Source organism: Streptomonospora alba (assembly GCF_000826685.1).
Classification (GTDB): domain Bacteria; phylum Actinomycetota; class Actinomycetes; order Streptosporangiales; family Streptosporangiaceae; genus Streptomonospora; species Streptomonospora alba.
Window position 1 is genome coordinate 17,906 of record NZ_JROO01000065.1, and the last position, 23,672, is coordinate 41,577.

Annotated in this window: 21 protein-coding genes and 1 tRNA gene; 8 read left to right on the forward strand and 14 right to left on the reverse strand. The window is 72.2% G+C overall.

Going from position 1 to position 23,672, the window contains the following annotated elements; genetic code table 11:
* Positions 1-99 precede the first annotated feature (99 nt).
* Positions 100-1,482 (reverse strand): ubiquitin-like domain-containing protein, encoded by a 1,383-nt coding sequence (locus LP52_RS24725; protein WP_338011662.1) that lies wholly within the window; start codon positions 1,480-1,482, stop codon positions 100-102.
* 426 nt (positions 1,483-1,908) lie between these two features.
* Between LP52_RS24725 and LP52_RS24735 the strand changes: the two genes are divergently transcribed.
* Positions 1,909-3,015: a CaiB/BaiF CoA transferase family protein gene (locus tag LP52_RS24735; RefSeq protein ID WP_040276821.1), complete on the forward strand. Its 1,107-nt coding sequence runs from the start codon at positions 1,909-1,911 to the stop codon at positions 3,013-3,015.
* Positions 3,016-3,142: 127 nt separating this feature from the next.
* On the opposite strand, the gene LP52_RS24740 is transcribed toward LP52_RS24735, so the two are convergent.
* On the reverse strand, positions 3,143-4,066 hold the full coding sequence (locus LP52_RS24740; protein WP_040276839.1) for a TatD family hydrolase: 924 nt from the start codon (positions 4,064-4,066) through the stop codon (positions 3,143-3,145).
* 257 nt (positions 4,067-4,323) lie between these two features.
* Positions 4,324-6,144: a methionine--tRNA ligase gene (gene metG / locus LP52_RS24745; protein WP_040276822.1), complete on the reverse strand. Its 1,821-nt coding sequence runs from the start codon at positions 6,142-6,144 to the stop codon at positions 4,324-4,326.
* A 221-nt stretch (positions 6,145-6,365) separates the two neighbouring features.
* Between metG and LP52_RS24750 the strand changes: the two genes are divergently transcribed.
* Both LP52_RS24750 and secD read left to right on the forward strand, forming a co-directional pair.
* Positions 6,366-6,782 (forward strand): hypothetical protein, encoded by a 417-nt coding sequence (locus LP52_RS24750; RefSeq protein ID WP_157036473.1) that lies wholly within the window; start codon positions 6,366-6,368, stop codon positions 6,780-6,782.
* Positions 6,783-6,854: 72 nt separating this feature from the next.
* A complete protein-coding gene (gene secD / locus LP52_RS24755) occupies positions 6,855-9,572 on the forward strand; it encodes a protein translocase subunit SecD (RefSeq protein WP_040276824.1) in 2,718 nt (905 codons plus the stop codon).
* Positions 9,573-9,706: 134 nt separating this feature from the next.
* Here the strand turns inward: secD and rsmI are convergent, their stop codons facing one another.
* Complete coding sequence (gene rsmI / locus LP52_RS24760) at positions 9,707-10,585, reverse strand: 16S rRNA (cytidine(1402)-2'-O)-methyltransferase (RefSeq protein WP_052810246.1); 879 nt, start codon at positions 10,583-10,585, stop codon at positions 9,707-9,709.
* A 205-nt stretch (positions 10,586-10,790) separates the two neighbouring features.
* On the opposite strand from rsmI, the gene LP52_RS24765 reads away from it, so the two are divergent.
* Together LP52_RS24765 and LP52_RS24770 are read left to right on the forward strand one after the other, a co-directional pair.
* The gene (locus LP52_RS24765) at positions 10,791-12,422 is read left to right on the forward strand and encodes a dolichyl-phosphate-mannose--protein mannosyltransferase (RefSeq protein ID WP_040276825.1); all 1,632 of its coding nucleotides are present in this window, start codon (positions 10,791-10,793) and stop codon (positions 12,420-12,422) included.
* 317 nt (positions 12,423-12,739) lie between these two features.
* A complete protein-coding gene (locus LP52_RS24770) occupies positions 12,740-12,943 on the forward strand; it encodes a cold-shock protein (protein ID WP_040276826.1) in 204 nt (67 codons plus the stop codon).
* Positions 12,944-13,017: 74 nt separating this feature from the next.
* On the opposite strand, the gene LP52_RS24775 is transcribed toward LP52_RS24770, so the two are convergent.
* Positions 13,018-13,983, reverse strand: coding sequence for an ion transporter (locus LP52_RS24775; RefSeq protein ID WP_238581082.1), 966 nt, complete (start codon positions 13,981-13,983; stop codon positions 13,018-13,020).
* A 254-nt stretch (positions 13,984-14,237) separates the two neighbouring features.
* Here LP52_RS24775 and LP52_RS24780 point away from each other — a divergent pair, with 254 nt between their 5' ends.
* Positions 14,238-14,561, forward strand: coding sequence for a sec-independent translocase (locus LP52_RS24780; protein ID WP_040276827.1), 324 nt, complete (start codon positions 14,238-14,240; stop codon positions 14,559-14,561).
* Positions 14,562-14,623: 62 nt separating this feature from the next.
* Here the strand turns inward: LP52_RS24780 and LP52_RS28610 are convergent, their stop codons facing one another.
* The 9 genes from LP52_RS28610 to galU form a co-directional block, all read right to left on the reverse strand.
* The gene (locus tag LP52_RS28610; protein WP_084723474.1) at positions 14,624-15,229 is read right to left on the reverse strand and encodes a hypothetical protein; all 606 of its coding nucleotides are present in this window, start codon (positions 15,227-15,229) and stop codon (positions 14,624-14,626) included.
* 263 nt (positions 15,230-15,492) lie between these two features.
* Complete coding sequence (locus tag LP52_RS28820; protein WP_274518838.1) at positions 15,493-15,627, reverse strand: hypothetical protein; 135 nt, start codon at positions 15,625-15,627, stop codon at positions 15,493-15,495.
* A 758-nt stretch (positions 15,628-16,385) separates the two neighbouring features.
* Positions 16,386-16,459: transfer RNA gene (locus LP52_RS24790), tRNA-Ala, on the reverse strand.
* A gap of 84 nt (positions 16,460-16,543) precedes the next feature.
* Entirely contained in the window at positions 16,544-17,299 is a 756-nt protein-coding gene (sepX, locus tag LP52_RS24795; RefSeq protein ID WP_040276828.1) for a divisome protein SepX/GlpR, read from the reverse strand.
* Between the two features lie 476 nt (positions 17,300-17,775).
* Positions 17,776-18,423: a GNAT family N-acetyltransferase gene (locus LP52_RS24800; RefSeq protein WP_040276843.1), complete on the reverse strand. Its 648-nt coding sequence runs from the start codon at positions 18,421-18,423 to the stop codon at positions 17,776-17,778.
* A gap of 144 nt (positions 18,424-18,567) precedes the next feature.
* Positions 18,568-19,083, reverse strand: coding sequence for a MogA/MoaB family molybdenum cofactor biosynthesis protein (locus LP52_RS24805; RefSeq protein WP_040276844.1), 516 nt, complete (start codon positions 19,081-19,083; stop codon positions 18,568-18,570).
* A 26-nt stretch (positions 19,084-19,109) separates the two neighbouring features.
* Positions 19,110-19,598 (reverse strand): cyclic pyranopterin monophosphate synthase MoaC, encoded by a 489-nt coding sequence (moaC, locus tag LP52_RS24810; protein ID WP_040276829.1) that lies wholly within the window; start codon positions 19,596-19,598, stop codon positions 19,110-19,112.
* Between the two features lie 55 nt (positions 19,599-19,653).
* The gene (gene glp, locus LP52_RS24815) at positions 19,654-20,889 is read right to left on the reverse strand and encodes a molybdotransferase-like divisome protein Glp (RefSeq protein WP_040276830.1); all 1,236 of its coding nucleotides are present in this window, start codon (positions 20,887-20,889) and stop codon (positions 19,654-19,656) included.
* A gap of 70 nt (positions 20,890-20,959) precedes the next feature.
* The gene (gene galU, locus LP52_RS24820; RefSeq protein ID WP_157036474.1) at positions 20,960-21,889 is read right to left on the reverse strand and encodes a UTP--glucose-1-phosphate uridylyltransferase GalU; all 930 of its coding nucleotides are present in this window, start codon (positions 21,887-21,889) and stop codon (positions 20,960-20,962) included.
* A gap of 193 nt (positions 21,890-22,082) precedes the next feature.
* Between galU and LP52_RS24825 the strand changes: the two genes are divergently transcribed.
* Positions 22,083-22,643, forward strand: a complete 561-nt coding sequence (locus LP52_RS24825; protein ID WP_052810249.1) for a 5-formyltetrahydrofolate cyclo-ligase — start codon at positions 22,083-22,085, stop codon at positions 22,641-22,643.
* Between the two features lie 180 nt (positions 22,644-22,823).
* A complete protein-coding gene (locus tag LP52_RS24830; protein WP_040276832.1) occupies positions 22,824-23,231 on the forward strand; it encodes an FmdB family zinc ribbon protein in 408 nt (135 codons plus the stop codon).
* The last annotated feature ends 441 nt before the right edge of the window (positions 23,232-23,672 follow it).

Here is a 23,672-nt window from a genome sequence, read left to right on the forward strand (position 1 = left end):
TCCGGGGCGCTCTCCGCTATCACCTGGGTCACCCGTCGCGGAGCGGCGCGGCCGGAGGCCCCGCCGGCAGGCCCTTCGCCGCGACCGCGATCGGGGCCGTCAGTCGAACAGGTGCACGCCGCACTCGGGCCACTGGCCCTGCCAGTTGCCGCCGACCATGTCGTAGAGCTTCTGCGCGCGCATGGTCTGCTCGCTGGCGCTGGCCTCGGCCGGGTTTCCGGAGCCGCCGGCGGACTGCCAGGTGGCCATGGAGAACTGGTAGAGCCCGTAGTAGCCGCCGGCCGAGTTGACCGCGGTGGGGTCGCCGCCCGACTCGCACTCGGCCAGCGCCGACCAGTTGAGGCTGGAGGCCTCGGCGGAGGAGTCGATCTCGGGCTCGGGCTCCTTGGTCCCGATCTCGGTGATCCCCTTGGTCGGCTTCTCGACGACCTTCTCCTTGAGGACGTGCTCGGTCTCCACGCCCTCCTTCATGATCGTGGCGGTGGTGACCTCTTTGACGCCGTCCTCGGGCTCCTGCACCACCTTCTCCTCGCCCTCGGGCAGGTCCGGGTTCTCCCGCTCCTCGACCTCCGCCTCGACCGGGACCTCCTCGGTCTCGGGCTCGGAGAGCAACTGGGTGACGTCGATGACCATGCCGTCGGTGGGCTCGGCGCCCGCCTTGGGCTCGACGACGTCGTGCTCGCCCAGGGTGACGCCGTTGTCCTCGAGGACCTCCTCGACGGTGCCGGCGGTGGTGGCGGTCTCGATGCGGACCCGGTCGCGCAGGATGACGACCCGGCGTGCGGCCGTGGCCTCGACCTCCAGTCCGGCCTGGGGGACCGCCTTGTCGGGTTCGACCGACAGCTTCATCGACTCCGGACTCATGCCGATCTGGTTCATCGCCTCCCCCACGGTCAGGGCGGTGACCCAGTGCGTCTGGGACTCGCCGTCGACCGTCAGGGTCAGCTCGCGCCCGGAACGCACCAGCACGCTGTCGCCCTGGCCCAGTTCGGTGCCGAGCGAGGGTGCGACGGCGTCGTGCTCGCCCAGGGCGACGCCCGCTGAGTCGAGTACGTCCTGCACCGTGGCGCCGTAGGTGTGCACCGTGCTGCGCTCGCCGTCGACGCTGAGGGTGATGCGCTGATCCATGGCGAAGGCGGTGCCGCCGGCCACGAGCAGCAGCACCGCCGCCACCGCGCCGATCACAACACCGCGGGACCGCAGCCCGCGTGGAAGCGCGAAGCGGCGGGCGCGCCCGCCGGACGCGCCGTCCGAACCCCCGCCGTCGGCGGGAACGGCGGCCATGGCGGCCGTCTGGCCGTACTCGCCGCCGGGATGTCCAGGGCCCGCGGGACCGCCCGCGGGCGCACCCGCGCCGGAGTAGGCGGCGGTTCGGGGACCGGCGGCGCCGCTCTCGCGGGCGCCGCGCCGACCGGAGGCGCCCGGCTTGCTCAGTGCCCTGCGGCTGCCGCGGTGGGAACGGCGATTCGACGGACTACGCACGTTGGTCTCGACCTTCGCGATCGCGCACGGACGGGAGGGGTGGTCTTCAGGACGCGAGCGGGCCGGAGGAGCGGGAGGTCCCCGGCGCACGGCTCACAGCGGGTCGGGGGCGGCTGCGCCTCGCCCGACCACGGGCTGCTGGAGAAAGTATCACACAGCTACAGACCCGCTTTGCTCTTGACCGAATCTCGGGGCGGGCCTGGCGCGATCGGTCCCGCCCGTGCTGGTGAGGGGCCGTGGCCGCCGCCCGTGCGGCCGCACGGGCGGCGGTGTCGTGCACTCTCTCCGTCCGCGGCGGCCGGGCTCGCGGCCGCGGGGGTTCCACGGCGCCGCATGGCCGGTGGCGCCGGAACGCGGCGCCCCTACAGAATGGCCCGTGAAACCGAACGGCGTTCGCGTCACGTCCGAAACCCAGGAAGGTCGCCCATGGGTCCGCTGCACGGAATCCGGGTCGTGGAATTCGCCGGGATCGGCCCCGGGCCGATGGCCGCCATGCTGCTCGCCGACCTCGGGGCGTCGGTGATCCGGCTGGACCGGCCCGCCGCCGCGGAGGCCGCGGCTCAGGGCGCCCGCCCGCACATGAGCGCCGGGCGGCCGGTGATGGGCGCGGACCTGAAGTCCGAGGACGGCCGGGCCACCGCCCGCGAACTCGTCCACGCGGCCGACGTGCTGCTGGAGGGATTCCGCCCCGGGGTCATGGAGCGGCGCGGCCTGGGCCCGGACACCTGCCTGGAGCTGAACCCGCGGCTGGTCTACGCCCGCATGACCGGGTGGGGCCAGGACGGCCCGCTGGCGTCGGTCGCCGGACACGACATGAACTACATCTCGCTCAACGGCGCCCTGCACAGCATCGGCCGCCAGGGCGGCCCGCCCGTCCCTCCCGTCAACCTGCTCGGGGACTTCGGCGGCGGCACCATGTTCGTGGTCACCGGGATTCTCAGCGCACTGGTGGAACGCCAGTCCTCGGGCCGCGGCCAGGTGGTCGACGCGGCCATGGTCGACGGCAGCGCGCTGCTGATGTCCATGGTCTACGAGGACCGCGAGCGCGGTGCGTGGTACGACGAGCGCGGCACCAACTACCTGGACACCGGCGCCCCCTGGTACGACGTCTACGAGTGCGCCGACGGCCGCCACGTCTCCGTGGGCTGCATCGAGCCGCAGTTCTACGCCGCCTTCCTCGAAGGCCTGGGGCTGTCCGGCGCCGACCTGCCCGACCAGTGGGACCGGGAGAACTGGCCGGTACTGCGCGAGCGCTTCGCCGAGGTACTGCGCACCCGGTCCCGCGATGCGTGGGCGGAGGTCTTCGGCGACACCGAGGCCTGCGTCCAGCCCGTCCTGTCGATGGCCGAGGCCCCCGACCACCCGCACGTGCGCGCCCGGGGATCGGTGGTGCACAAGGACGGCCGCCTCTACCCGGGACCGGCGCCCCGCTTCGACCGGACCCCGGGCCGCGCCACCCGCGACCCCGAGTTCCCCCGGCCCTCGCTGGAGGAGACCCTGGCCGAGTGGGGACTGGACACCGGCGCGACCTAGCACCGCCGGCCCGGTCCCGAACTTGCGCATCAGCGTTGATCTTGTACCCACGGTCATTGTGAGCGATCACAGGTGACCGTAGGTACAAGATCAACGGGGAGGGAACGGGGAGGGAGAGGACCGTCTCCTAGTCGAGGCCGAATGCGCGGCGTCCATTGGCGGCGACCGCCGCCGCCAGGTCGTCCTCGGCCATGCCCTTGGCCTCCGCCAGCGCACGCAGGGTGTAGGGGACCAGGTAGGGCGCGTTGGGCCGGCCACGGTAGGGCTTGGGAGTCAGGAACGGGGCGTCGGTCTCGACCAGCACCAGCTCGGGCGGCGCGAGAGCGGCGGCTTCACGCAGCTGGTCGGCGCTGGCGAAGGTGACGTTGCCGGCGAAGCTCATGAAGTAGCCGTTGTCGGCGCAGATCTTGGCCATCGCGGCGTCGCCGGAGAAGCAGTGGAAGATCACCGCCTCGGGCGCACCCTCCTCGGCGAGGACGGCCAGCACGTCGTCGTGGGCGTCGCGGTCGTGGATCATCAGCGCCCTGCCGTGCCGCTTGGCGAGGGCGATGTGCCGGCGGAACGAGTCCTGCTGGGCCGCCCTGCCTTCGTCGCCGGTGCGGTAGTAGTCCAGGCCGGTCTCGCCGACCGCGCGGACCTCGGGCAGGGCCGCCAGCCGATCGATCTCGGCGATCGCCGCGTCCAACCCGGCCGGGCCGCCCGCCGGCCGGGCCTTGCCGGCCCAGTCGGTGTCGTCGGCCTCGACGCCCGGGGCCCCGTCGCCGTGCACGATGCGCGGAGCCTCGTTGGGGTGCAGGGCCGCGGCGGCCCACACGCCCGGATGCTCGGCCGCCACCTCGGCCGCCCATTGCGAGGAGGAGACGTCCACGCCGACCTGCATCAGCGGGGTGACCCCCACCGCCTCGGCGGCGGCGATGATCTCGTCGACCGCGGGGGTCTGCATGTCCATGTGCGTGTGGCTGTCGCCGACGGCCACACGCAGCGGCTCCGGAGGTTCCGGCGGCGTCTGCGCGTTCCTGTTGCGCACGGCGCTGCCGCTTCGCTTGCCCATCGGGGCTTCTCCCATCGCTTGCTCGTCCGAGAACCGTGCGGGTCCGCCGCGGACCCGCGCTTGTGCCGGCGCTCGCGCCGCCCGTCCGGCGCCCGTCCGGTGCGCGAGGGGAGGCGGACACGGGTGCGGCGGGCCGCCGCTGGGGCGACCCGCCGGTGTCCGCTGGGTCCGCGCGACCGGGCGCGCCGACCCGCGGCCGCGCTCCTATCGTGCAGTGCGCGCCGGCGCGTGCGCCGCTCGCGCGAGGCCGCCGATCGCTATTCGACGGCCTCCTGCTCCAGGCGGGCGACCTCCTCGTCGGCCACGCTGGGGTCGAGTTTGGTGAACAGCGGCGTCGGCGCCGACAGCGGGGTGCCCGGTCGGAGGGGCACCGACGCCCATACCGCCTCGCTGTCACCGTAGTCGCCGGTGATGATCGGGTACTCGCTGGTCTCGGTGTCGCCCCCGATGGTGTCGGTGGCGGCTTCGATACACGGCATCGCCGACCACGTCCCGGTCCCCCCGAGCATGGCGTAGACCTTGTTGGAGGAGTCCGGAAGGAACGGCGTCATCAGCGTCTTGGCGTCGCTGACCAGTTGCAGCGCGACGTGCAGCACGGTCCGCATCCGGTCGGAGTCGGTCTTGCGCAGCGCCCAGGGCGCGTGCTCGGAGATGTACTTGTTGGCCTCGGCGACGGTGCGCATCGTCTCCTGCAGGCCCGCCTTGAACCGGGAGTGGTTCAGGTGCTCGCCCACCGTGTCGAAGGCGGCGGCGGAGTCGGCCAGGACGCGGCGGTCCTCGTCGGTGAGCTCGCCGGCTTCGGGGATCTCGCCGAGGTACTTGGCGGCCATGGAGATCGACCGGTTGACGAGATTGCCCCAGGTGGCGACCAGCTCGTCGTTGTTGCGGCGGACGAACTCGGCCCAGGTGAAGTCGGTGTCCTGGGTCTCGGGCCCCGCCGCGATGATGTAGTAGCGCAGCGCATCGGCGGAGTAGCGCTCCAGGAAGTCGCGGACGTAGACGGCCACACGCCGCGACGAGGAGAACTTGCGCCCCTCCATCGTGAGGAACTCGCTGGAGACCACCTCGGTCGGCAGGTTCAGCGCGCCCATCGAGCCGGGATCGCCGCCGCGGTCGCCCTGACCGCTGTAGCCCATGAGCATCGCCGGCCAGATCTCGGAGTGGAAGACGATGTTGTCCTTGCCCATGAAGTAGTAGCCCTCGGACGCGGGCTCCTGCCACCAGCGGCGCCAGGCCTCGGGGTCTCCGGTGCGCCGGGCCCACTCCACCGACGCCGAGAGGTAGCCGATGACCGCGTCGAACCACACGTACAGCCGCTTGTTGGGGTTGTCGCGCCAGCTCTCCAGCGGGATCGGCACGCCCCAGTTGAGATCGCGGGTGACCGCGCGCGGCTGGAGGCCCTCGAGCAGGTTCAGCGAGAACTTCAGCACGTTGGGCCGCCACTGGCCGCTCTTGGACTGCAGCCAGGTGCCCAGCGCCTCGGCGAACGCCGGAAGGTCGAGCATGAAGTGCTCGGTGTCGACGAACTCGGGGACCTCGCCGTTGACCTTGGAGCGCGGCTCGATCAGATCGATCGGGTCGAGCTGGTTGCCGCAGTTGTCGCACTGGTCGCCGCGCGCGTTGCCGTAGCCGCAGATGGGGCAGGTGCCCTCGATGTAGCGGTCGGGCAGGGTGCGCCCCGTCGACGGCGACATGGCGCCCTTGGTGGTGTGGGTGAAGATGTAGCCGTTCTCGTAGAGCCCGGTGAACAACTCCTGGGCGACGGCGTAGTGGTTGCCGGTGGTCGTACGCGTGAACAGGTCGTAGGACAGCCCGAGCGCGACCAGGTCCTCGACGATCACCCTGTTGTAGCGGTCGGCGAGTTCGCGCGGGGTGACGCCCTCCTGGTCGGCCAGGACCAGCACCGGCGTACCGTGCTCGTCGGTGCCGCTGACCATCAGGACCTCGTGCCCGGACATTCGCTGGAAGCGCGCGAAGACGTCGGAGGGGACACCGAATCCGGATACGTGCCCGATGTGGCGGGGGCCGTTGGCGTAAGGCCAGGCCACCGCGGTCAGGATGTGGCGTTTCGACGACATGCCACAACCCTATAAGGGGCCGCGGCCCCGATTCACCCGCATTCCCGCGGCCTGTGGACGGCGCCGGCCGCCCTCCACAGCCCCCGGCGCAGGGATCACAGGAGCCTCGCGAATCGGTAGGCTTGGCGTCCAGGCTCGTCTGCCTGGACGACGTGCCCGCCCGGTTCCCTCCCGGGCCCGCGCAGGCGGCCGGACACGCGGCCCCACGTTCGACTAAGGCGGTGGTCACCACGGTTTCCCGTGCCCTGGCCTCGCTAGCGGTGATGGCCCTGCTCCTTATGGGCGCACCGTTGTCGCAGGGCGCCTCCGCGCTGGCCGCCCAGACCGCGCGGCACGCGCCGCTGGCCGTCGCCACAGCGAACCACGACGATTCCAGCGACGACGACTCCGGCTCCGGCCGGACGCTGGTCGTCGAGCGCGACTCCGGCGCCGTCGCCGTCGCACTGCCCGGCTGGAGCTCCGAACACCGCCCGCCGGTGCGCGACCTGTCCGAGGTCTACAGCCCGGCGCTGCCGTGGCTGGCCGACCTCGGCGCCCGGGTACTGATACCGGCGCCCGAATCGGTCGGCATCCCGCATCTCGACGACGCGTTCGCGCTGCCGTTCGGCCGCGCGCCACCGCTCACCCGAGGCATGTGAACCCGTCCACAGCCGGCAGTGCGCCCCGCCCTGCCGCAGAGGCCGCATGACCCGTTCGTGAGAGGTAATCCATTGTCCACCCAATCGGGAGCCGGAACGCGCTGGCTGCGCGGGATCGTCTCCCTAGCCATCGTCATCGGCGCGTTCGGCGCCGCATGGTTCATACCGCCGCAGCTGGGGCTCGACCTCAGCGGCGGCACCCAGATCGTCCTGGAGACCCGGGACGGACGCGCCGGAACCGAGGCCAACGCCGAGAACACCGACCAGGTGATCGAGGTGCTGCGTGAGCGCATCGACGGGCTCGGTGTCAGCGAGGCCACCATGTCGCGGTCCGGCGAGAACCGCATCATCGTCGAGCTTCCGGGGGTGCAGGACCCCACCGAGGCGGCCGAGATCCTCGGCCAGACCGCGCAGCTCACCTTCCACCCCGTCCTGGGCGTCCAGCCGCAGCAGGGCGGCGGCATGCAGGCGCCGGGCGGCGGCATCGGCGGCGGTGGCGGCGACTCCGCCAAGGCACCCGCCGATGAGGCGCGCGCTCCCACCGACGGCCAGGGCGGCCAAGGCGGCGGCCAAGGCGGAGGCGGCGCCGGCGGCATGTCCGAGGAGGAGCTCCAGCAGCTCATGGAGAGCCAGGGCGGCCAAGGCGGCGGCCAGGGCGGCGGCGCCGAGGACATGACCCAGGAGCAGCTCGAGCAGCTGATGCAGGGCCAGGGCGGCGGCCAAGGCGGCGGCCAGCAGGCCGCCGACCCCGACAAGGTCGCCCGCACCCTGCCCGACGAGCAGGGCAACCAGCTCCAGCTGGGCGAGTCCAAGATCGAGGGCGACCAGGTCGCCAGCGCCGAAGCCGTGCTCGACCCGACCACCAACACGCAGTGGCAGGTCAACGTCGACTTCCGCGGGCAAGGCCAGGACGCCTGGGCCGACCTCACCGGCCAGGCCGCCTGCAACGACCCCGGCCAGCCCCAGCGGCGCGTCGCCATCGTGCTCGACGACGAGGTCATCTCCTCGCCCGAGGTCAACCAGGACACCGCCTGCGACGTCGGTCAGACCGGCGGTTCAACGACCATCACCAGCTCCTCCTTCGACCAGGAGAGCGCCAACGACCTGGCCGTGCTGATCGAGGGCGGCTCGCTGCCGCTGCCGGTCACCGAGGTGCAGCGGCAGACCGTCGGCCCGACCCTGGGCGCCGACGCCATCAAGGCCAGCTTCATCGCCGGCGCTGTCGGCCTCCTGCTGACCGGCGCCTACATCTGCGTGGCTTACCGCCTCGTCGGCTTCCTGGCCGCGGTGGCGCTGGCCTGCTACACGTTGATCGCCTACGCGGCCCTGGTGGCGCTGAGTGCGACGCTCACGCTGCCCGGTCTAGCCGGGTTCGTGCTCGCGATCGGCATGGCCATCGACGCCAACGTGCTGATCTTCGAGCGAGCGCGCGAGGAATACCAGCAGCAGTCGAAGGTCTACAAGGCCAACAAGTCGGCGGGGATGGCCGACGCCACCGATTCCGAGACGGAACAGGCCGAGGCGGGCGTGCTTTCCCGGCGCCGGCGCCGGGCGATCCCGCCGAACCTGCAGAAGGCGTTCCTCGGCGGTACCCAGAAGGCCTGGAGCGCGGTGCTGGACACCAACATCACCACGCTCATCGCCGCGGCGCTGCTGTTCTTCTTCGCCTCGGGCACGGTCCGCGGATTCGGTGTCACCCTGGGCCTGGGCACCATCGCTTCGATGGTCTCCGCCCTGGTCATCGCCCGCGTGCTGGTCGAGTGGGCGGTGCGCCGCAAGGTCGTGCGCCAGCACCCCGCCGTCACCGGCATCTCCAGGATCAGCCGGGTGCGCACCTGGCTGATCGAGCGCAACCCCGATCTGATGTCGCGCAGCAAGCTCTGGCTGGGCATCGCCGCGGGGATCGCGGTCGTCGCGGTGGCCGGCGTGCTGATCCGCACGCCCGACTTCGGTGTGGAGTTCACCGGCGGCCGGGTCATGGACTTCACGACCGAGCAGGACATCAGCGTCTCCGCCGCCCGCGACGCCGTCACCGAGGCCGGCCACCCCAACGCGGTGGTGCAGGAGTCGGGCGACGGCGATGTCGCGGTGCGCACCGGCCCCGTCTCCGACGCCGAGGCACACGCGATCCAGGACGCGCTGTCCGAGGAGGCCGGAAACGTCGAGCGGCTCTCCGACGAGAAGATCGGCCCGAGCATGGGCGACGAGCTGCGCAACCGGGCGCTCATCGCGCTGGTTGCGGCGCTCGCCCTGCAGATGGTCTATCTGGCCTGGCGGTTCCGCTGGTCGTTCGGCGTCTCGACGATGCTGGCGCTGGCCTTCGACATCACTCTGGTGATCGGCCTGTTCACGTGGCTGGGCCGGCCCATCGACGGCGTGTTCCTCGCCGCCATCCTGAGCGTCATCGGTTTCTCGGTGAACGACTCGGTGGTGGTGTTCGACCGAGTGCGCGACGAATGGGCCAACGACAGCAAGTCGGGCTTCAGAAAGATCGCCAACACGGCCATCCTGCACACCATCCCGCGTACGGTGAACACCACCATCGGCGGCGTGTTCATCCTGGGCACGCTGGCGATCTTCGGCGGTTCGTCGCTGCGCGACTTCGCGGTGGCGATGCTGATCGGCCTGATATCGGGTGTCTTCTCGACGGTGTTCGTGGCGGCCCCGCTGGCGGCGTGGCTGCAACGGTGGGACAAGACGCCCGCGCCGCACGTCATCCGCGAGAAGCGCACCAAGCAGCGCAAGGAGCTGCGCACCGCCCGTGAGCAGACCGACGGAGCAGTGGTCTAGCGCCGCACCGGTGCCGCAGTCGCGGTAGCGGATTCGCAGGCGGGGTCGGGCACTGCCCGGCCCCGCTTTCGCGTGTGAGGGGCCCGGCGCACGTGCGGCGATCGGCCGCCGCGGCCGGAACGGCGCCGCGTGGGTCAGCGGTGCGCCGCGTCGTAGACCTCGCGCTTGGGCACCCCGAGCTCCCGGGCCACCTCGCGGATCGCGTCCTTGCGGGATACGCCCTCGTCCTCGCGCTCGGCCACCGCCGCCGCCAGGTCCTCGGGGGTGCGCGCGACGGCGGCCGGGGCCGCGCCGGCCACCACGACGGTGATCTCCCCGCGCACCTCGCCCTGCGCCCACTCGGCGAGCTCGCCCAGCGGCGCGCGCCGCACCTCTTCGTAGGTCTTGGTCAGCTCTCGGCACACCGCGGCGCGCCGGTCGGCGCCGAACCCCTCGGCCATCGCCGCGAGTGTCGCGGCCAGCCGGTGCGTGCTCTCGAAGAACACCATGGTGCGGCGTTCGCCGGCCAGGTCGGCGAAGTAGGCCCGCCGGCCCTTGCGCGGCGGGAAGCCCTCGAAGCAGAAGCGGTCGGTGGGCAGCCCGGACAGCACCAGCGCGGTGGTCGCCGCGGTGGGCCCGGGGATCGCCGTCACGGGGACTCCGGCGTCCGCACACGCCGCGACGAGCCGGTAGCCGGGGTCGGAGACCCCGGGCATGCCGGCGTCGGTGACCAACAGGACGTCGCGGCCCGCCTGCAGCTCGCTCAGCAGCTCCTCCGCGCGGCGCGCCTCGTTGGCGTCGTAGTAGGAGACCACGCGCGCCCCGGTCTCGCCGCCCAGCCGCAGCTGCGCCCGGGCGGCGAAGCGGCGCAGCCGCCGGGTATCCTCCGCCGCGATGGTCCGTGCGTCCCCAAGCGCGCGCAGCAGCCGGGGCGGAGCGTCGTCACCGTTGCCGATCGGCAGCCCCGCCAGCGTCAGGGTTCCCGTCGCGTGTGCGGCGCGCGGCTCCTCGGCCTCACTCGGCCCTGCGGTCACGGTCCACCCGCTTTCTAGACGCTACGGTAAGGGAGTGCTCCGCGGGCGGCCGCCGACCGGCCCTCGGCCCCGCCGCAGCGGCGGTTTGCGGAGCGCGCCCCGGTCGGCGCACCCCGTCGGCCGCGCGGCATCGCCCGGCACGATCGATCCAGCCGCGAGGCGCCCCCGAAGACCGTCCACCCGTGCCCCAACCTTAAGAGCCGACATGACCACCACCGCACCCGAAGCCACCGTCGACCCCGATCCGAGCTGGCGGGCATCGGTCCGCTCCCGCCTGGTGCCACCGATGCCGACACCGGCGTGGCCGGGGTGGGTCGGCGCGGTGGCGCTCGCCCTGTTCGCCGGCGCGCTGCGCGTGATCGGGCTGGGGCGGCCCGGCCACATCTACTTCGACGAGACCTACTACGCCAAGAACGCGCTGTCGATGTGGGTCTTCGGCTATGAGCACGAAACCCTGGAGAACGCCGACGAGATGCTGGCGCGGGGCAACGGCGACATCTGGAGCGGCGGCGCCGACTTCGTGGTGCACCCTCCGCTGTCGAAGTGGCTGATCGCAGCGGGCGACCGGCTGTGGGGCCTGCTGCCGGGCACCGCCGCCGTCGAACCCGAAGGCTGGCGGCTGGCCTCGGCGGTCTTCGGTGCGCTGTCGGTGCTGCTGCTGGTGCGCATCGCCCACCGACTGACGCGCTCGTGGCTGCTGGGCTGCGCGGCGGGCCTGATCATGGCGCTGGACGGGCTGCACTTCACGCTCAGCCGCATCGCCATGGTCGACATCTTCCTGACCTTCTTCATCCTGGCCGGTTTCGGCTGCCTGGTCGTCGACCGCGACCGCACCCGGGAGCGGCTGGCCGCCAACGCCGAGCGCGGCGGCGGCGTGCTCAACTGGCTGGGGATGCGCTGGTGGCGCATCGCCGCGGGCCTGTTCCTGGGCCTCGCGGTGGGCTGCAAGTGGTCGGCGCTGTTCTACGTTGCGGCGTTCGGACTTCTGACGGTGGCCTGGGACTACGGCGCGCGGCGCAGCGTCGCCCACGACCGCACCGCGCTGCGCTGGTTCGCCTTCGACGCGGTGCCGGCGTTCTTCCAGACCGTGGGCGTCGCCGCGGTGACGTACCTGGCCACCTGGACCGGCTGGTTCGCGACCGCGGGCGGCTACGCCCGCGGGTGGGGGGCGGCCCACATGCCGGGGTGGCTGGAGAGCGCCCCGGGGTTCGTGCAGGCTCCCGTCAACGGGCTGCGCAGCCTGGCCCACTACCACAACCAGATGTACTCCTTCCACAGCGGACTGTCCAAGCCGCACGACTACGCGTCGCAGCCGTGGGAATGGCCCATCATGCGCACGCCGGTCGCCTTCCACTACAGCGACCAGCCCTCCGACTGCGGCGCCTCCGACTGCTCCACGACGATCCTGAGCCTCGGCACCCCTGCGGTGTGGTGGCTGGGGTCCGTGGCCGTCGTGGTGATGCTGGGCTGGTGGCTGACCTACCGCGACTGGCGCGCCGGCGCGGTGCTGCTGGGCGTGGCCGCGGGGTGGCTGCCGTGGTTCGCCTATCCCGAGCGGACCATGTTCGCCTTCTACGCGCTGCCGGCGCTGCCTTTCGTCGTGCTGGCGACGGTGCTGGCCCTGGGCCTGGCCCTGGGTTCGGGCGAGACGCGGCCGGAGTACTCGCCCTGGGCCCGGGTGGCCGGCGGCGTGGCCTTCGGTGTTGTGCTTCTCCTGGTGGTCGCCAACTTCGCCTACCTGTACCCGGTGCTCAGCGCCGAGACGATCCCCTACGACGCCTGGGCGGAGCGGATGTGGTTCGACACCTGGATCTACGGCAACGGCGGCGGAAGTTAGCCCTGCGCCGAGAGCGGAAGGGGGAAGGGCCTCAGCGCGGCATGCGTCCGGCCCTTCCCTGCTGCTCACGGCGACGCGGAAACAGGGAATGACGGATTCTGGAAATCGGGTTCCCGCGGCGGAAAGCCTCGGCACGGCGCATGTCCGCCTGGTAGTCTCATGATCCGGTTGCGGTTGTAGTTTCCATTGATGGCCCAGGCGCCTCACGGAACTTCACGTGGGCGCTGGTCGTTCGGGCGGAAACTCCCTGGGGCGAGCGCTCAGCGACCCGGGGCCAGCAGGGTGCGGCCCCGAAGTAGTCCCCAAAGGGAGAGCAGATGGCTCAGGGCACCGTGAAGTGGTTCAACTCTGAGAAGGGTTTCGGTTTCATCGCCGTTGAGGGCGGTGGACCGGACGTGTTCGTGCACTACTCGGCGATCGCGGGTACCGGCTTCCGGAACCTGGAAGAAGACCAGTCGGTCGAGTTCGAGATCACCGAAGGGCCCAAGGGCCCGCAGGCGTCCAACGTGCGTTCGCTCTGACGGCGCCTGAATCCGTTTCTCGGCCCTTCGCTCGGTCCCGGGCGAAGGGCTTTGTGCATTGGGAGGACGGCGCCCTAGGTGCTGGGACTTCCGTCGGTGCCCCGGGCTCCGGAAGGCGCAGCCGCCGAATCGCTGCTGCGGCCGCGTGGCACCACCGCCGATTCCGCCCTCGCCCCGCCGTCCGCACCGTCGGGTCCCGAGGCCGCCTCTCGCCCGTCGTCGGTGCCGCTGAGCACCCGCACCTGTTCGCTGAGCCGGCTCACCTGCTCGGTCAGCTCCTCCAGCCGGTTCATGACCGACTGGTGCTGGGCAAGCTCCAACTCCTGGTCCTCCTGCCAGCGCTCGGCGTTGACCTCCTGCTCCAGCGCGGTGACGATCACGCCGATCACCAGGTTCAGCATGATGAAGGCCGTGACCACGATGTAGCCGACGAAGAACAGCCACGCTGCCGGCTCCTGTGCCAGCACCGGCGCGGCCACCTCGGGCCAGTCCTCGGTGGTGAGCAGCACGAACATGGTGTAGAGGGTCGTGCCCAGGTCGCCGAAGTGCTCGGGGTCGATGTCGTGGAAGAGCCGCTCTCCCAGTACCGCCGCGGTGTAGACGATGATGAGCAGCAGCCCGATGACGGTCCCCATGCCCGGGACCGAGCGGAACAGCGCCGTGACGATCGTGCGCATCTGGGGCAGGACGCTGACCAGCCGCAGGATCCGCAGGATGCGCAGCATCCGCAGCACCGAGAACCCGGAGGACGCCGGGACCGCGGCGATGCCGACCACGGCCATGTCGAACCAGTTCCACGGGTCGCGGAAGAACCGGCGGCCGTAGGCGAAGATCTTGAGCGCCAGTTCGACGGCGAAGAAGGTGACGAACCCGGCTTCGGCCAGGGCCAGCCAGCCCTCGGCACGGGCGAGAGGACCGTCGACATAGGTCTCCATCCCCAGTGCTGCCGCGTTCAGCAGGATCAGTGCGACGATCAGCGACTGGAACCAGCGGCTGCCGACGATCGTCCCTGCCTGTTCGCGCAACCCCGTGCTGCCCACTGCACCTCTCCCGCCCGACTCCCCTACCGGGGGCACTCCGCGCCGCGATTCCCACCGGCCGCCGAAGCACCTGCGGATGCGAACCGCCCCAACCCTAGCGCTGCGCCCCGCTGCCGCGGCCGAACCGATCGGCCGGGCGGAGATAACGCGAGTCGTCATCCACAGGCCGCCCCTCCGTTGCCACGACGGGTACAACAACGGTTAATCTGCTAGAAGGCCGGAGCAACCCCCACGGGCCATCGGAGGAGCCGGACATGTTCAACATCGGCATGGGCGAGTTCATCGCCCTGGCTGTGCTTGCACTCGTGATCCTCGGCCCGGAGCAGCTGCCGAAGGCCGCCACGCAGGTCGCCCGCGTGCTGCGCCAACTGCGGACCATGGCCAACAGCGCCAAGTCCGACATCCAGAAGGGGCTGGGGCCGGAGTTCAATGACTTCGACGTCGAAGACCTCAACCCGCGGCGGTTCGTGCAGAAGCACTTCTGGGACGCCGACGACGAGGACGATCCCTCCTCCGGCCGCCGTCCCGCCTCCCAGCTGAACGGCAAGCGCCCGCCCTTCGACAGTGAGGCCACCTGAGCCGGACCCACCGGCCGCGCCCGCGCCGCGCGGGGTCCGGCCGCACAGGCGGCCCGCAGGCCTCAGCCGAACAGCGACACCAGGAAGAATCCGACCACGAGGACCACGACCGATCCGATCATGGCCGCGGTGGAGCCCACCGTGGCCACCAGGACTTCGGTCGCGATCGTGCCTACGACGGCGGCCGCGGGCCAGGGCCAGCGCGGCGCCGCCTTCCAGGCGTTGCGGCGCTCACGGTAGAGCGCGAACAGCGCCGCGGCGCCCAGCAGTGCCCAGAACACCAGATGCCACACCGCGCGGGTGGTCGGCTCCAGGTAGTCGGCCCAACTGGCCGTGAACATGACGAACAGCACTGTGGTGGTCCACAGGCGCCAGTGCCCCTTGCTGCCGAAGGCCGGTATGGCCTTGCGCCGGGCGGGTTCGGCGCGGCGGAACCGCTCGGCCGCCACCGGTGCCGACTCCTCCCGGCCCGCGCCGGTTCCGGGGGCGTTCTCGCTCGCCGAGGGGTTCGCGGGCGGCGGGGGCTCGGAGGGATCGACGGGCAACTGGTAGCCGCCGGGGGCGTGGTGGCCGGGCGGGAACTCGCCGCCGCCCGGATGGCGGCCGCGCCGAGGGCGCGGCTGGGACCCGGGGGGCTCTGGCGGGGGCTGCTCGGGGTGGTCGGGCACAATCCTCGCCGTCCTTCTGCCGCCGGCCTGAATCACTCCGAGTTGCCTACCCGTTCGGCGCGGCTCCCCAACCCGGGCCGACCGCCGCGGCGGTGTCCGCAACCGGCGGCGAGGCCGGGGAGTGGAGACGCGTCGCGGCCCGCGCAGAGGCACGTCGGGGCCGGGGACGGCTGTACACACGCAAACGCCGCCTTCCGACCCGGGGGCACGGGCCGGAAGGCGGCGTTCTTGCTCTGCAGGCTCCCGGCGAACGGGCGACCCGCTTAGTACCAGTTGAAGCCGGCTGTCGACGCCTCGGCCGTATCGGCGCTGGCGGCGGGAATCGAAGGCGCGAGAACCGCGGTGATGGCAAGCGCCATGACCGCGAAGGACTTCTTCAGCACAGTGCACCTTTCCATTGCATCATCATCCATCCCCGGCACGTAAGATAAGCCACCGGCCACACTTCGCGCAAGCCCCAAACCGGGATTTACCAGCCTTCTACCGGATATATATGCCATGACGCTGAAATGCGCATAAACAATGCACTGCACAACGGAACCCGTCGTCGCCCACCGTGTTCGGCGGGGCCGCTCGCCGCCGCACCGACCGCCTGTGCATTCGCCGCCCTCGCGCGGGCTCTGAACTGGGAAAACAGCGGTCCGACGAATGCCGGGCCCCGTCCAGGAGACCGAATCCGCAGGCGCACGGCACCCGAGGGGCCGGCGCCCGACCTCCTACCTGCGAATTCTCGCGTCGCCCGGAAATACCGGCCCGCCGTCCCGCCAATCCGATCGCGACGGCTCCATTGGCCCGGGCGCCATTCCGTCCGCTCTCGCCAATGCATTGCGTGACCGCGGTCGCACTCGCGCCGCCCGATCCGGCGGCGGCGACAGAGACAGCGGGGTGGCGGGTGAGCCCGCTGCAGCACACGATACCCGGGAGCGCCCGAGTGCGCCGGATTTTCCCGACGTCGCCCCGGTCCGTCACGCGGGGGCGCGGCCGCCCAAGGGGCCGCGCGGGTGCGAACGCTCACAGTGACGGTGACTCCACGTCGGCCGCGGGTCCGCGGTCGTCCCGTGACGGCCCCCTGTGTCCGCGTGTCCCCGTACCGCCGACCGGGCGACGCACGAAATACGAAGGCCAGGCCAGAGATGATCTCTGACCTGGCCGAATGTGGAGCTGAGGGGATTTGAACCCCTGACCCCCTCGATGCGAGCGAGGTGCGCTACCGGACTGCGCCACAGCCCCTGAACAACGCTCCAAATCCTAGCAGCTTCAGCCGTGTGCTCCGAATCGGCTAACGAGGCGGGCGCCGCGGGCGCCGAGCGGTCCTCAGTCGCCCGCGGCGCGCTGGTGGGCGTCGGTGTACTGGTCGTAGACCTCCTTGCGGCGCTCCATCAGCTCGATGACCTGAGCCCGGCGCGCCGCCTGGGCCTCCTCGCGGGCCGCACGGGCGCGGCGCAGCTCGGCCGCACGCCGACGGCGCCGCAGTTCGGCGACGCGGCGCTCGGCGTCGGCCTTGGCCGCCTCGCGCAGCAGGGCCAGGTGGCCCAGCAGCAGTACCGCCGGAGGCGCCAGCACCCACCACGGCCCCAGACCGGTGGCGACACCGATGCCGGCCAGTACGAGCAGCGCAATCAGCCCGGAGGTGCGCCGCCGGCGCCGCGCGATGACCGTCGCCCGGCTCAGGCGCCGCCGCGGCGCGGGCGGAGGCGGCGCGGCCTCCATCACGGCCTCCTCCTCGCGCGGCTCCTCCGCATCCCGGTACTCCAGAGTGCGGGTGGGCTCCGGCTCGGAGGCGCGCCGTGCGGCGTGCGCCCGCCGGACATCCGCCTCCCGGACCTCCGGCGCGCGGACGCGCTCGTCCCCGGGGGCGGCTTCCTCGGCCCCGTCGTCCTCGACGTCCTCGCCATCCTCACCGTCGTCGGCGCGCTCGTCGTCCGGACGGGTCTGCGGGTCGTCGTCGAGATCGGCGTCCAGGTCGGTGTCGTCCTCGTAGTGGACGGCGGAGTCGCGACGCAGCAGCATCGGCACCAACACGATGAGCCACACGACCACGATGGCGAGATACAGAGGAGAGCTGCTCATGACCCCTCCTCGTACCGCCGACCACAGGACAGTCCCAGACGCTCCGGCGACAAGGCCCGTTCATGGCTCATGGCTGGTGGCGACCCCTCGGCGGGCCGCCCCGAGGTCACGATCCGGCGCCCGCGCCGTTCACCGTGCCACTCGTCATTCGCCGTCCCCCATGCGCCATATGTACGTGTTGCCTGCATCGTTAGTGCGTCTACGTTCCGCACGGTACGACCAGGTGTCCATAAATGCGCAGTATTCGGACCGGAGTGTCGTGAGATTACAGCCTTTCCCCATTGACGTTGGCCGCCGGCTACCGGTTCCGCAACGGCCGCCTGACACCCGGACACGCTCGCGGGCCGCGACACGACAGGCCGCGCCGCCGACAGCCGTGCGGCCGGGTCATCGGCGATTATCCCGCGAACGGAGGCCTGCTGACACCGGTTTCTCAGCGCCGATCCCGGCCGCCTCCGGCCCCTGGGCGCGCCGGGCTAGACCGAGCCTCCGGCTGCGCTGTCGGAACCTGCGACCTGGCCGCGTTGGCGCCGCCAGCGCGCGAGCAGGCCACCGGGGACGTCCTCGGTGGTCAGTGCGTAGCCGATGTGGTCGCGCCACGCGCCGTCGATGTGCAGCTGGCGCTTGCGCACACCTTCCTCGCGAAAACCCAGCTTCTCGACCACGCGCCGGCTCGCCTGGTTCTCCGGCCGGACGCAGGCCTCGATCCGGTGCAGCCCCACGGTGAAGAACGCGTGGTCGACGGCCAGCGCGACCGCCGTCGGGGTGATACCGCGCCCGGCGTGGGCCCTGTCGATCCAGTAGCCCACCTGCGCCGAGCGCGCCGACCCCCACACGACGGCACTGATCGTGAGCTGCCCGGCGAACTCGCCGTCGTAGGTCACGGCCCAGGGCATCGATATGCCGTGGCGTGCCTCGCGGCGGATCGCCTGCACCATCGCCACATACGGCGACAGCCCCGAGGTGTGCAGCGGCATCTCGGGATAGGTGGGCTCCCATGGGCGCAGCCAGTCGGCGTTGCGGGTGCGGGTGTCGCGCAGCGCGCCGGCGTCGCGCAAGCGCAGCGGGCGCAGGCCCACCGGCCCCTCCGTGAGGGTGATCGGCCAGCCGCGGATCCGATTCACGTCGCGTCCTTCCGGCGCCGCCCGGTCCCGGTGCCCCCGGTGACCGGCCGGCGGGTGCTGTGGTCCCGCCCCTGCCGCGACGGGCGGGGAGCGGGTGGTGCCCCCTTCGCTTTCCTCCAGTATTCCACCACGCGCTGAACGCCGTCAGCCTGCCGAGGCAGGGTGGTCGCCGCCGCGCATCTGATCGATGGCGTGGCCGAGGATGGGGGCCAGCACCCCCATGCCGTCGCGGACCCCTCCGCTGGAGCCGGGCAGGTTGACCACAAGCATGCGCCGACCGCCGCGTTCGGCGACGCCGGCCAGCCCGCGGGAGAGTACCGCCGATGCGACGCCCTTGTCCCGGCCCGCGTCACGCAGCGCCTCGGCGATGCCGGGGATCTCATAGGTCAGCAGCGGGCGGGTGGCCTCGGGGGTGGCGTCGGTGGGGTTGAGCCCTGTGCCGCCGGTGGTGACGGCGGCGTCGCAGCCCACGCGCAGGGCACGGAGCAGAGCGTCGGCGACGGGCGGCCCGTCGGCGACCACCCACGGGCCCTCGACGGCGACGCCGTCCAGGCGCGCGAGCTCCTCACGCAGTACAGAGCCCGAGCGGTCGGCGTAGACGCCGGCGGCGGCCCGGTTGGACGCGGTGATCGCGGCGACGCGGTAGCGCGGCCCCGTCACACCTTCGTCGTCGGCGAACACCCCGTTCACTGCGACCGCCTCCAGTCCCCGGTCTTGCCGCCGGTCTTCTCCTCGACACGGACCTCGGTGACCACGGCTTCGGGATCGATCGCCTTGACCATGTCCACCAGCCCCAGCGCGGCCGTCGTCACGCAGGTGAGCGCTTCCATCTCCACTCCGGTGCGGTCGGCCGTGCGCACCGTCGCGCTGATGAGGACGCCCTCGTCGACGACCTCCAGGCCGACGTCGACGCCGTGGATGGCGATGGGGTGACAGAGCGGGACGAGGTCGGGGGTGCGCTTCGCCCCCTGGATTCCGGCCAGCCGCGCCACGGCCAGCGCGTCGCCCTTGGGCACGCCCTCCCCGCGCAGCGCCGCGACGGTCTCGGCCGACAGCAGCACCTTGCCGGTGGCGGTGGCGGTGCGGGCGCTGACGTCCTTGGCCGACACGTCGACCATCCGGGCCGCGCCGGCGGAGTCCAGGTGGCTCAGCCCGGAGGGATGGTCCTGTGACATGGTGTTCGTCCTCCTCGACGGAATGCGGGGTGCCTGCCGGCGGGGTGTCCGGCTGTCAGGGGGCGGCGGGCAACTGGAGGACCTCTACCACGCTGCCCTCGGCCAGCTCCGTGACCGCTTCGGGCACCACCGCCAGCGCATTGGTCTCGGCCAGCGCGGAGAGCTGGTGGGAGCCCTGGCGTGTGGCGATCCGAGCGGTGTAGGGGGTGGGGCCGCCGGCGCCGTCGTACTCCAGCACCGAGCGCAGGTAGGAGCGCCGCCCCTTCGGCGAGTGCGGAACGGGCGAGGTCAGGCGCGCGTGTACGGCCGGAAGCGGGTCGGGCGACAGGCCCCGCAGTCGGCGCAGCACCGGGCGCACGAACAGCTGGAAGGAGACGTAGGAGCTGACCGGGTTGCCGGGCAGGGTCAGGATCGGGGTGGCGGAGTCGCCGACGGTGCCCGCCCCCTGCGGCATCCCCGGCTGCATGGCGACCTTGTCGAAGCGCACCGTGCCCAGGCGGGAGAGCACCTCCTTGACGACGTCGTAGGCCCCCATGCTCACCCCGCCGGTGGTGAGGACGACGTCGGCCTCTACCAGCGCGTCCTCGATGGTCTCCATGACCGTGGCGGGATCGTCGCCGACGAAGCCGCGGCGGAACGCCGAGCAGCCCTCGTCCAGCGCGGCGGCGGTCAGCATGTAGCTGTTGGACTCCCAGATCTGGCCGGGCCCGATGGGCGAGCCCGGCTCCACCAGCTCGGCTCCGGTAGAGAGCACCACCACGCGCGGACGCGGATGGACCGGCACCGATCCCCGCCCCACGGCGGCCAGCACCGCGAGCTCCCCCGCGCCCAGGCGCGCGCCGCGCTGCAGCACGGTAACGCCCTTCTCGACGTCCTCACCGGCCCGGCGGATCGCGTTGCCCGGGCGCACGGGCCGGTCTACGGCCACGGTGGCCAGGCCGCCGTCGGTCCACTCGACGGGGACCACGGCGTCGGCGCCGCGCGGCAGGGGCGCTCCGGTCATGATGCGGGCGCAGTGGCCGCGGCGCACTGCGGTGGCCGCGACGTCGCCGGCGGGGATGTCGGCCACCACGGGCAGGCGCACCGGTTCCTCGGCGGAGGCGCCGGCGAGGTCGTCGGCCGTCACCGCGTAGCCGTCCATCGAGGAGTTGTCGAACGGCGGCAGGGCGACTCCCGAGGCCACGGGTTCGGCGAGAACGGCGCCGTGGGCGCGCAGGAGGTCCAGGTCGATGGGTTCGAGCGGCTCGACCAGGTCGAGGACGTCGCGGATGTGCTGCTCGACGGATTTCATCGGTGTTCCTCACCCGGTGTCGGCGGTACCGCCCTCGCGCGGGGCCGCGGCGAGGGGCGTTTGGGTGTGCTCAGGCGTCGTCGCCGGCGGCGGGGTGCCGGTCGACGAAGTCGCGCAGCCACGGCAGGAACTCCGCGGCCAGATCCTGGCGCTCACAGGCGAACTCCACCACAGTGCGCAGGTAGTCGATCTTGTTTCCGGTGTCGTAGCGCTGACCGCGGAACAGCACGCCGTGCACCGGACCGCCGTCGGCGGGCTTGCGCTGGGCGAGCTGCAGGAGGGCGTCGGTCAGCTGGATCTCGCCGCCGCGCCCGGGCGGGGTCTCACGCAGCACGTCGAACACGGCGGGGTCGCAGATGTAGCGGCCGATGACGGCCCAGCGGCTGGGGGCCTGATCCACCGCGGGCTTCTCGACGAGGTCGGTGACGGTCACGACGTCGTCCTCGTCGGTGGGCTCGATCGCGGCGCAGCCGTAGAGGGACACGTGGTCGGGTTCGACCTCCATGAGGGCGACGACACTGCCGCCGTAGGTTTCGCGGACCTGGATCATGCGCCGCAGCAGGGCCTCGTTGCGGCCGATGAGGTCGTCGCCGAGCAGCACGGCGAAGGGCTCGTCGCCGACGTGGGCGGAGGCGCACAGCACCGCGTGGCCCAGGCCGCGCGGCTCGCCCTGGCGTACGTAGTGGACCTGCGCGAGTTCGCTGGACTCGCGCACGGAGTACAGGCGCTGGGTGTCGCTCTTGGCCCGCAGCGCCTCCTCCAGCTCGTAGGCGCGGTCGAAGTGGTCCTCGATGGAGCGTTTGGACCGGCCGGTGACCATCAGTACGTCGTCGAGACCGGCGTCGACGGCCTCCTCGACGACATACTGGATCGCCGGCTTGTCGACGATGGGCAGCATCTCCTTGGGGGTCGCCTTGGTGGCCGGGAGGAACCGGGTGCCCAATCCGGCCGCGGGGACGACCGCCTTCCCCACGCGCGAGGGGTGTTCTGTATCTGTCATGTCGGCACTTTAGGACACCTCCCCGGCGCGCGGCGCCCGGCGCGCGTGGCGGCGCCGCAGCGGTTCGCAGCGGTGTCCGTACACCCGGCGGGGCCGGCGGCGGGTGCCCGCCGGCGGGCGGACCGGACTGCGCGCTCAGGGGCGGGAGCTGGGAGACTGCTGTGTCGTGACCGCACAGGAGAGCAAGCAGGAGATGCGCCGGCGTCTCGTCGCGGCGCGGCGGGCGATGCCCGAACGGGAGCGCGAGGAGTCGGCCTCGGCGATCCGCGACGCGCTGGCCGCCGAGCCGCTGTTCACGACGGGCGGGACGGTCGCCGTCTACTACTCGGTGGGGACCGAGCCCGGCACCCGCAAGCTGATCGCGGCGCTGTGGAAGCGCGGTACCTACGTGCTGCTGCCGGTGTTCCTCGACAGCGGGGAGCTGGACTGGGCGGCCTATGAGGGGCCGGACAGCCTGGAGGGCGCCCGGTACGGGCTGCTGGAGCCGGCGGGCCGCCGCTACGGGCCCGACGCGGTGCGCAGGGCGGCCGCGGTGGTGTGCCCGGCGCTGGCCGTGGACGGCGCCGGACTGCGGCTGGGCCGGGGCGCCGGGTGCTACGACCGCGCGCTGTCGCGGGTGGGCCCCAACACGCTCACTCTGGCGGTGATTTACGACACAGAGCTGGTGGAGTCCGTTCCGGCCGAGCCGCACGACCGGCCCGTGGACGGGGTGGTGACGCCCGAACGGGGGCTGCGTGTGCTCGACCGGCGGTGACCGGGCGGGAGCCGGATACGCAGGGCAAGGGGGAACACCCCCGTTCCGTGCGGCGTTGACGGATGTCGGCAGCCCGCTCCCAGTGATCTCTACGGCGCCACGCCCCCGATGTCGCGGCTGCGCTGCCCGACCGCGTAATATTTGGCAGTCGACGGGTGAGAGTGCCAAAAGGAGGACCCAGTGCCGACGTACCAGTACGCATGTACCGAGTGCGGCTCCGAGATGGAGGTCGTGCAGAAGTTCACCGAGGACTCGCTGACCGACTGCCCGCAGTGCGAGGGCCGGCTGCGCAAGGTGTACTCCGCGGTGGGCATCGTCTTCAAGGGCTCGGGCTTCTACCGCACCGACAGCAACTCCTCCTCCGACCGCTCCTCCACGGCGGCGTCCGCCTCCAGTGAGGACTCCGGCGGCTCGTCGAACGGCGAGTCGGCGTCCTCCGGCTCGGACTCCGGCTCCGGTTCGGACTCCGGTTCGGGCTCGGGTTCCTCCTCCGGCACGTCGGACTCGTCCGGCTCCGGCTCCAGCGGCGCCAAGGAGAGCAAGACTCCGGCCTCGTCCGGCGCATCCGCCGCGGCCGCCGGCAGCTGACCCGGGCCGACGGCACACGCCGGCCCGGCGCCCGGGTCCGCCTGAACGTACCGCTGCCCGCCCGCTGCGCCTGCCGCGGCCGCCGACACTCACTCTCGCCCGTCGCGACGACCCCTGAGGTGGACGGCCGGGGGCAGGCAGCGCGGAAGGGCCCGTTTCCGACGGCGGACGACGGCCCCTGGCACGCGGCGGCGCGGAGGGCTTTCCTGCGGCTCCGCGTGCGCGCACGCGGAGCCGCACACCCGGCTCGACCGCGCATGGCACTGCCGTAGCGCCCGTGCGGACCGGTCGGCGCCCGTCCGCACGGGCGGCGCCGGCTCCCCTCGCCTTCACTCCGCGAAAGGCCTGTGGACGACGGCGACACGCGCTGCGGTCGGCGTCCTACCGTACGGGCATGCCATGCGTCCCCCGGTTCCCGTCCCACACAGCGATCGGCCGCCC

Bases quoted from the DNA above. Each gene is read 5' to 3' on its own strand.
- moaC (WP_040276829.1), bottom strand. From the start codon at position 19,598: ATGTCACAGGACCATCCCTCCGGGCTGAGCCACCTGGACTCCGCCGGC.
- sepX (WP_040276828.1), bottom strand. From the start codon at position 17,299: ATGAGCAGCTCTCCTCTGTATCTCGCCATCGTGGTCGTGTGGCTCATC.
- metG (WP_040276822.1), bottom strand. From the start codon at position 6,144: ATGTCGTCGAAACGCCACATCCTGACCGCGGTGGCCTGGCCTTACGCC.
- LP52_RS24825 (WP_052810249.1), top strand. From the start codon at position 22,083: ATGCGCCGGCGTCTCGTCGCGGCGCGGCGGGCGATGCCCGAACGGGAG.
- glp (WP_040276830.1), bottom strand. From the start codon at position 20,889: ATGAAATCCGTCGAGCAGCACATCCGCGACGTCCTCGACCTGGTCGAG.
- LP52_RS24740 (WP_040276839.1), bottom strand. From the start codon at position 4,066: ATGGGCAAGCGAAGCGGCAGCGCCGTGCGCAACAGGAACGCGCAGACG.
- LP52_RS24780 (WP_040276827.1), top strand. From the start codon at position 14,238: ATGTTCAACATCGGCATGGGCGAGTTCATCGCCCTGGCTGTGCTTGCA.
- galU (WP_157036474.1), bottom strand. From the start codon at position 21,889: ATGACAGATACAGAACACCCCTCGCGCGTGGGGAAGGCGGTCGTCCCC.
- LP52_RS24770 (WP_040276826.1), top strand. From the start codon at position 12,740: ATGGCTCAGGGCACCGTGAAGTGGTTCAACTCTGAGAAGGGTTTCGGT.
- LP52_RS24735 (WP_040276821.1), top strand. From the start codon at position 1,909: ATGGGTCCGCTGCACGGAATCCGGGTCGTGGAATTCGCCGGGATCGGC.
- LP52_RS28820 (WP_274518838.1), bottom strand. From the start codon at position 15,627: ATGGAAAGGTGCACTGTGCTGAAGAAGTCCTTCGCGGTCATGGCGCTT.
- LP52_RS24765 (WP_040276825.1), top strand. From the start codon at position 10,791: ATGACCACCACCGCACCCGAAGCCACCGTCGACCCCGATCCGAGCTGG.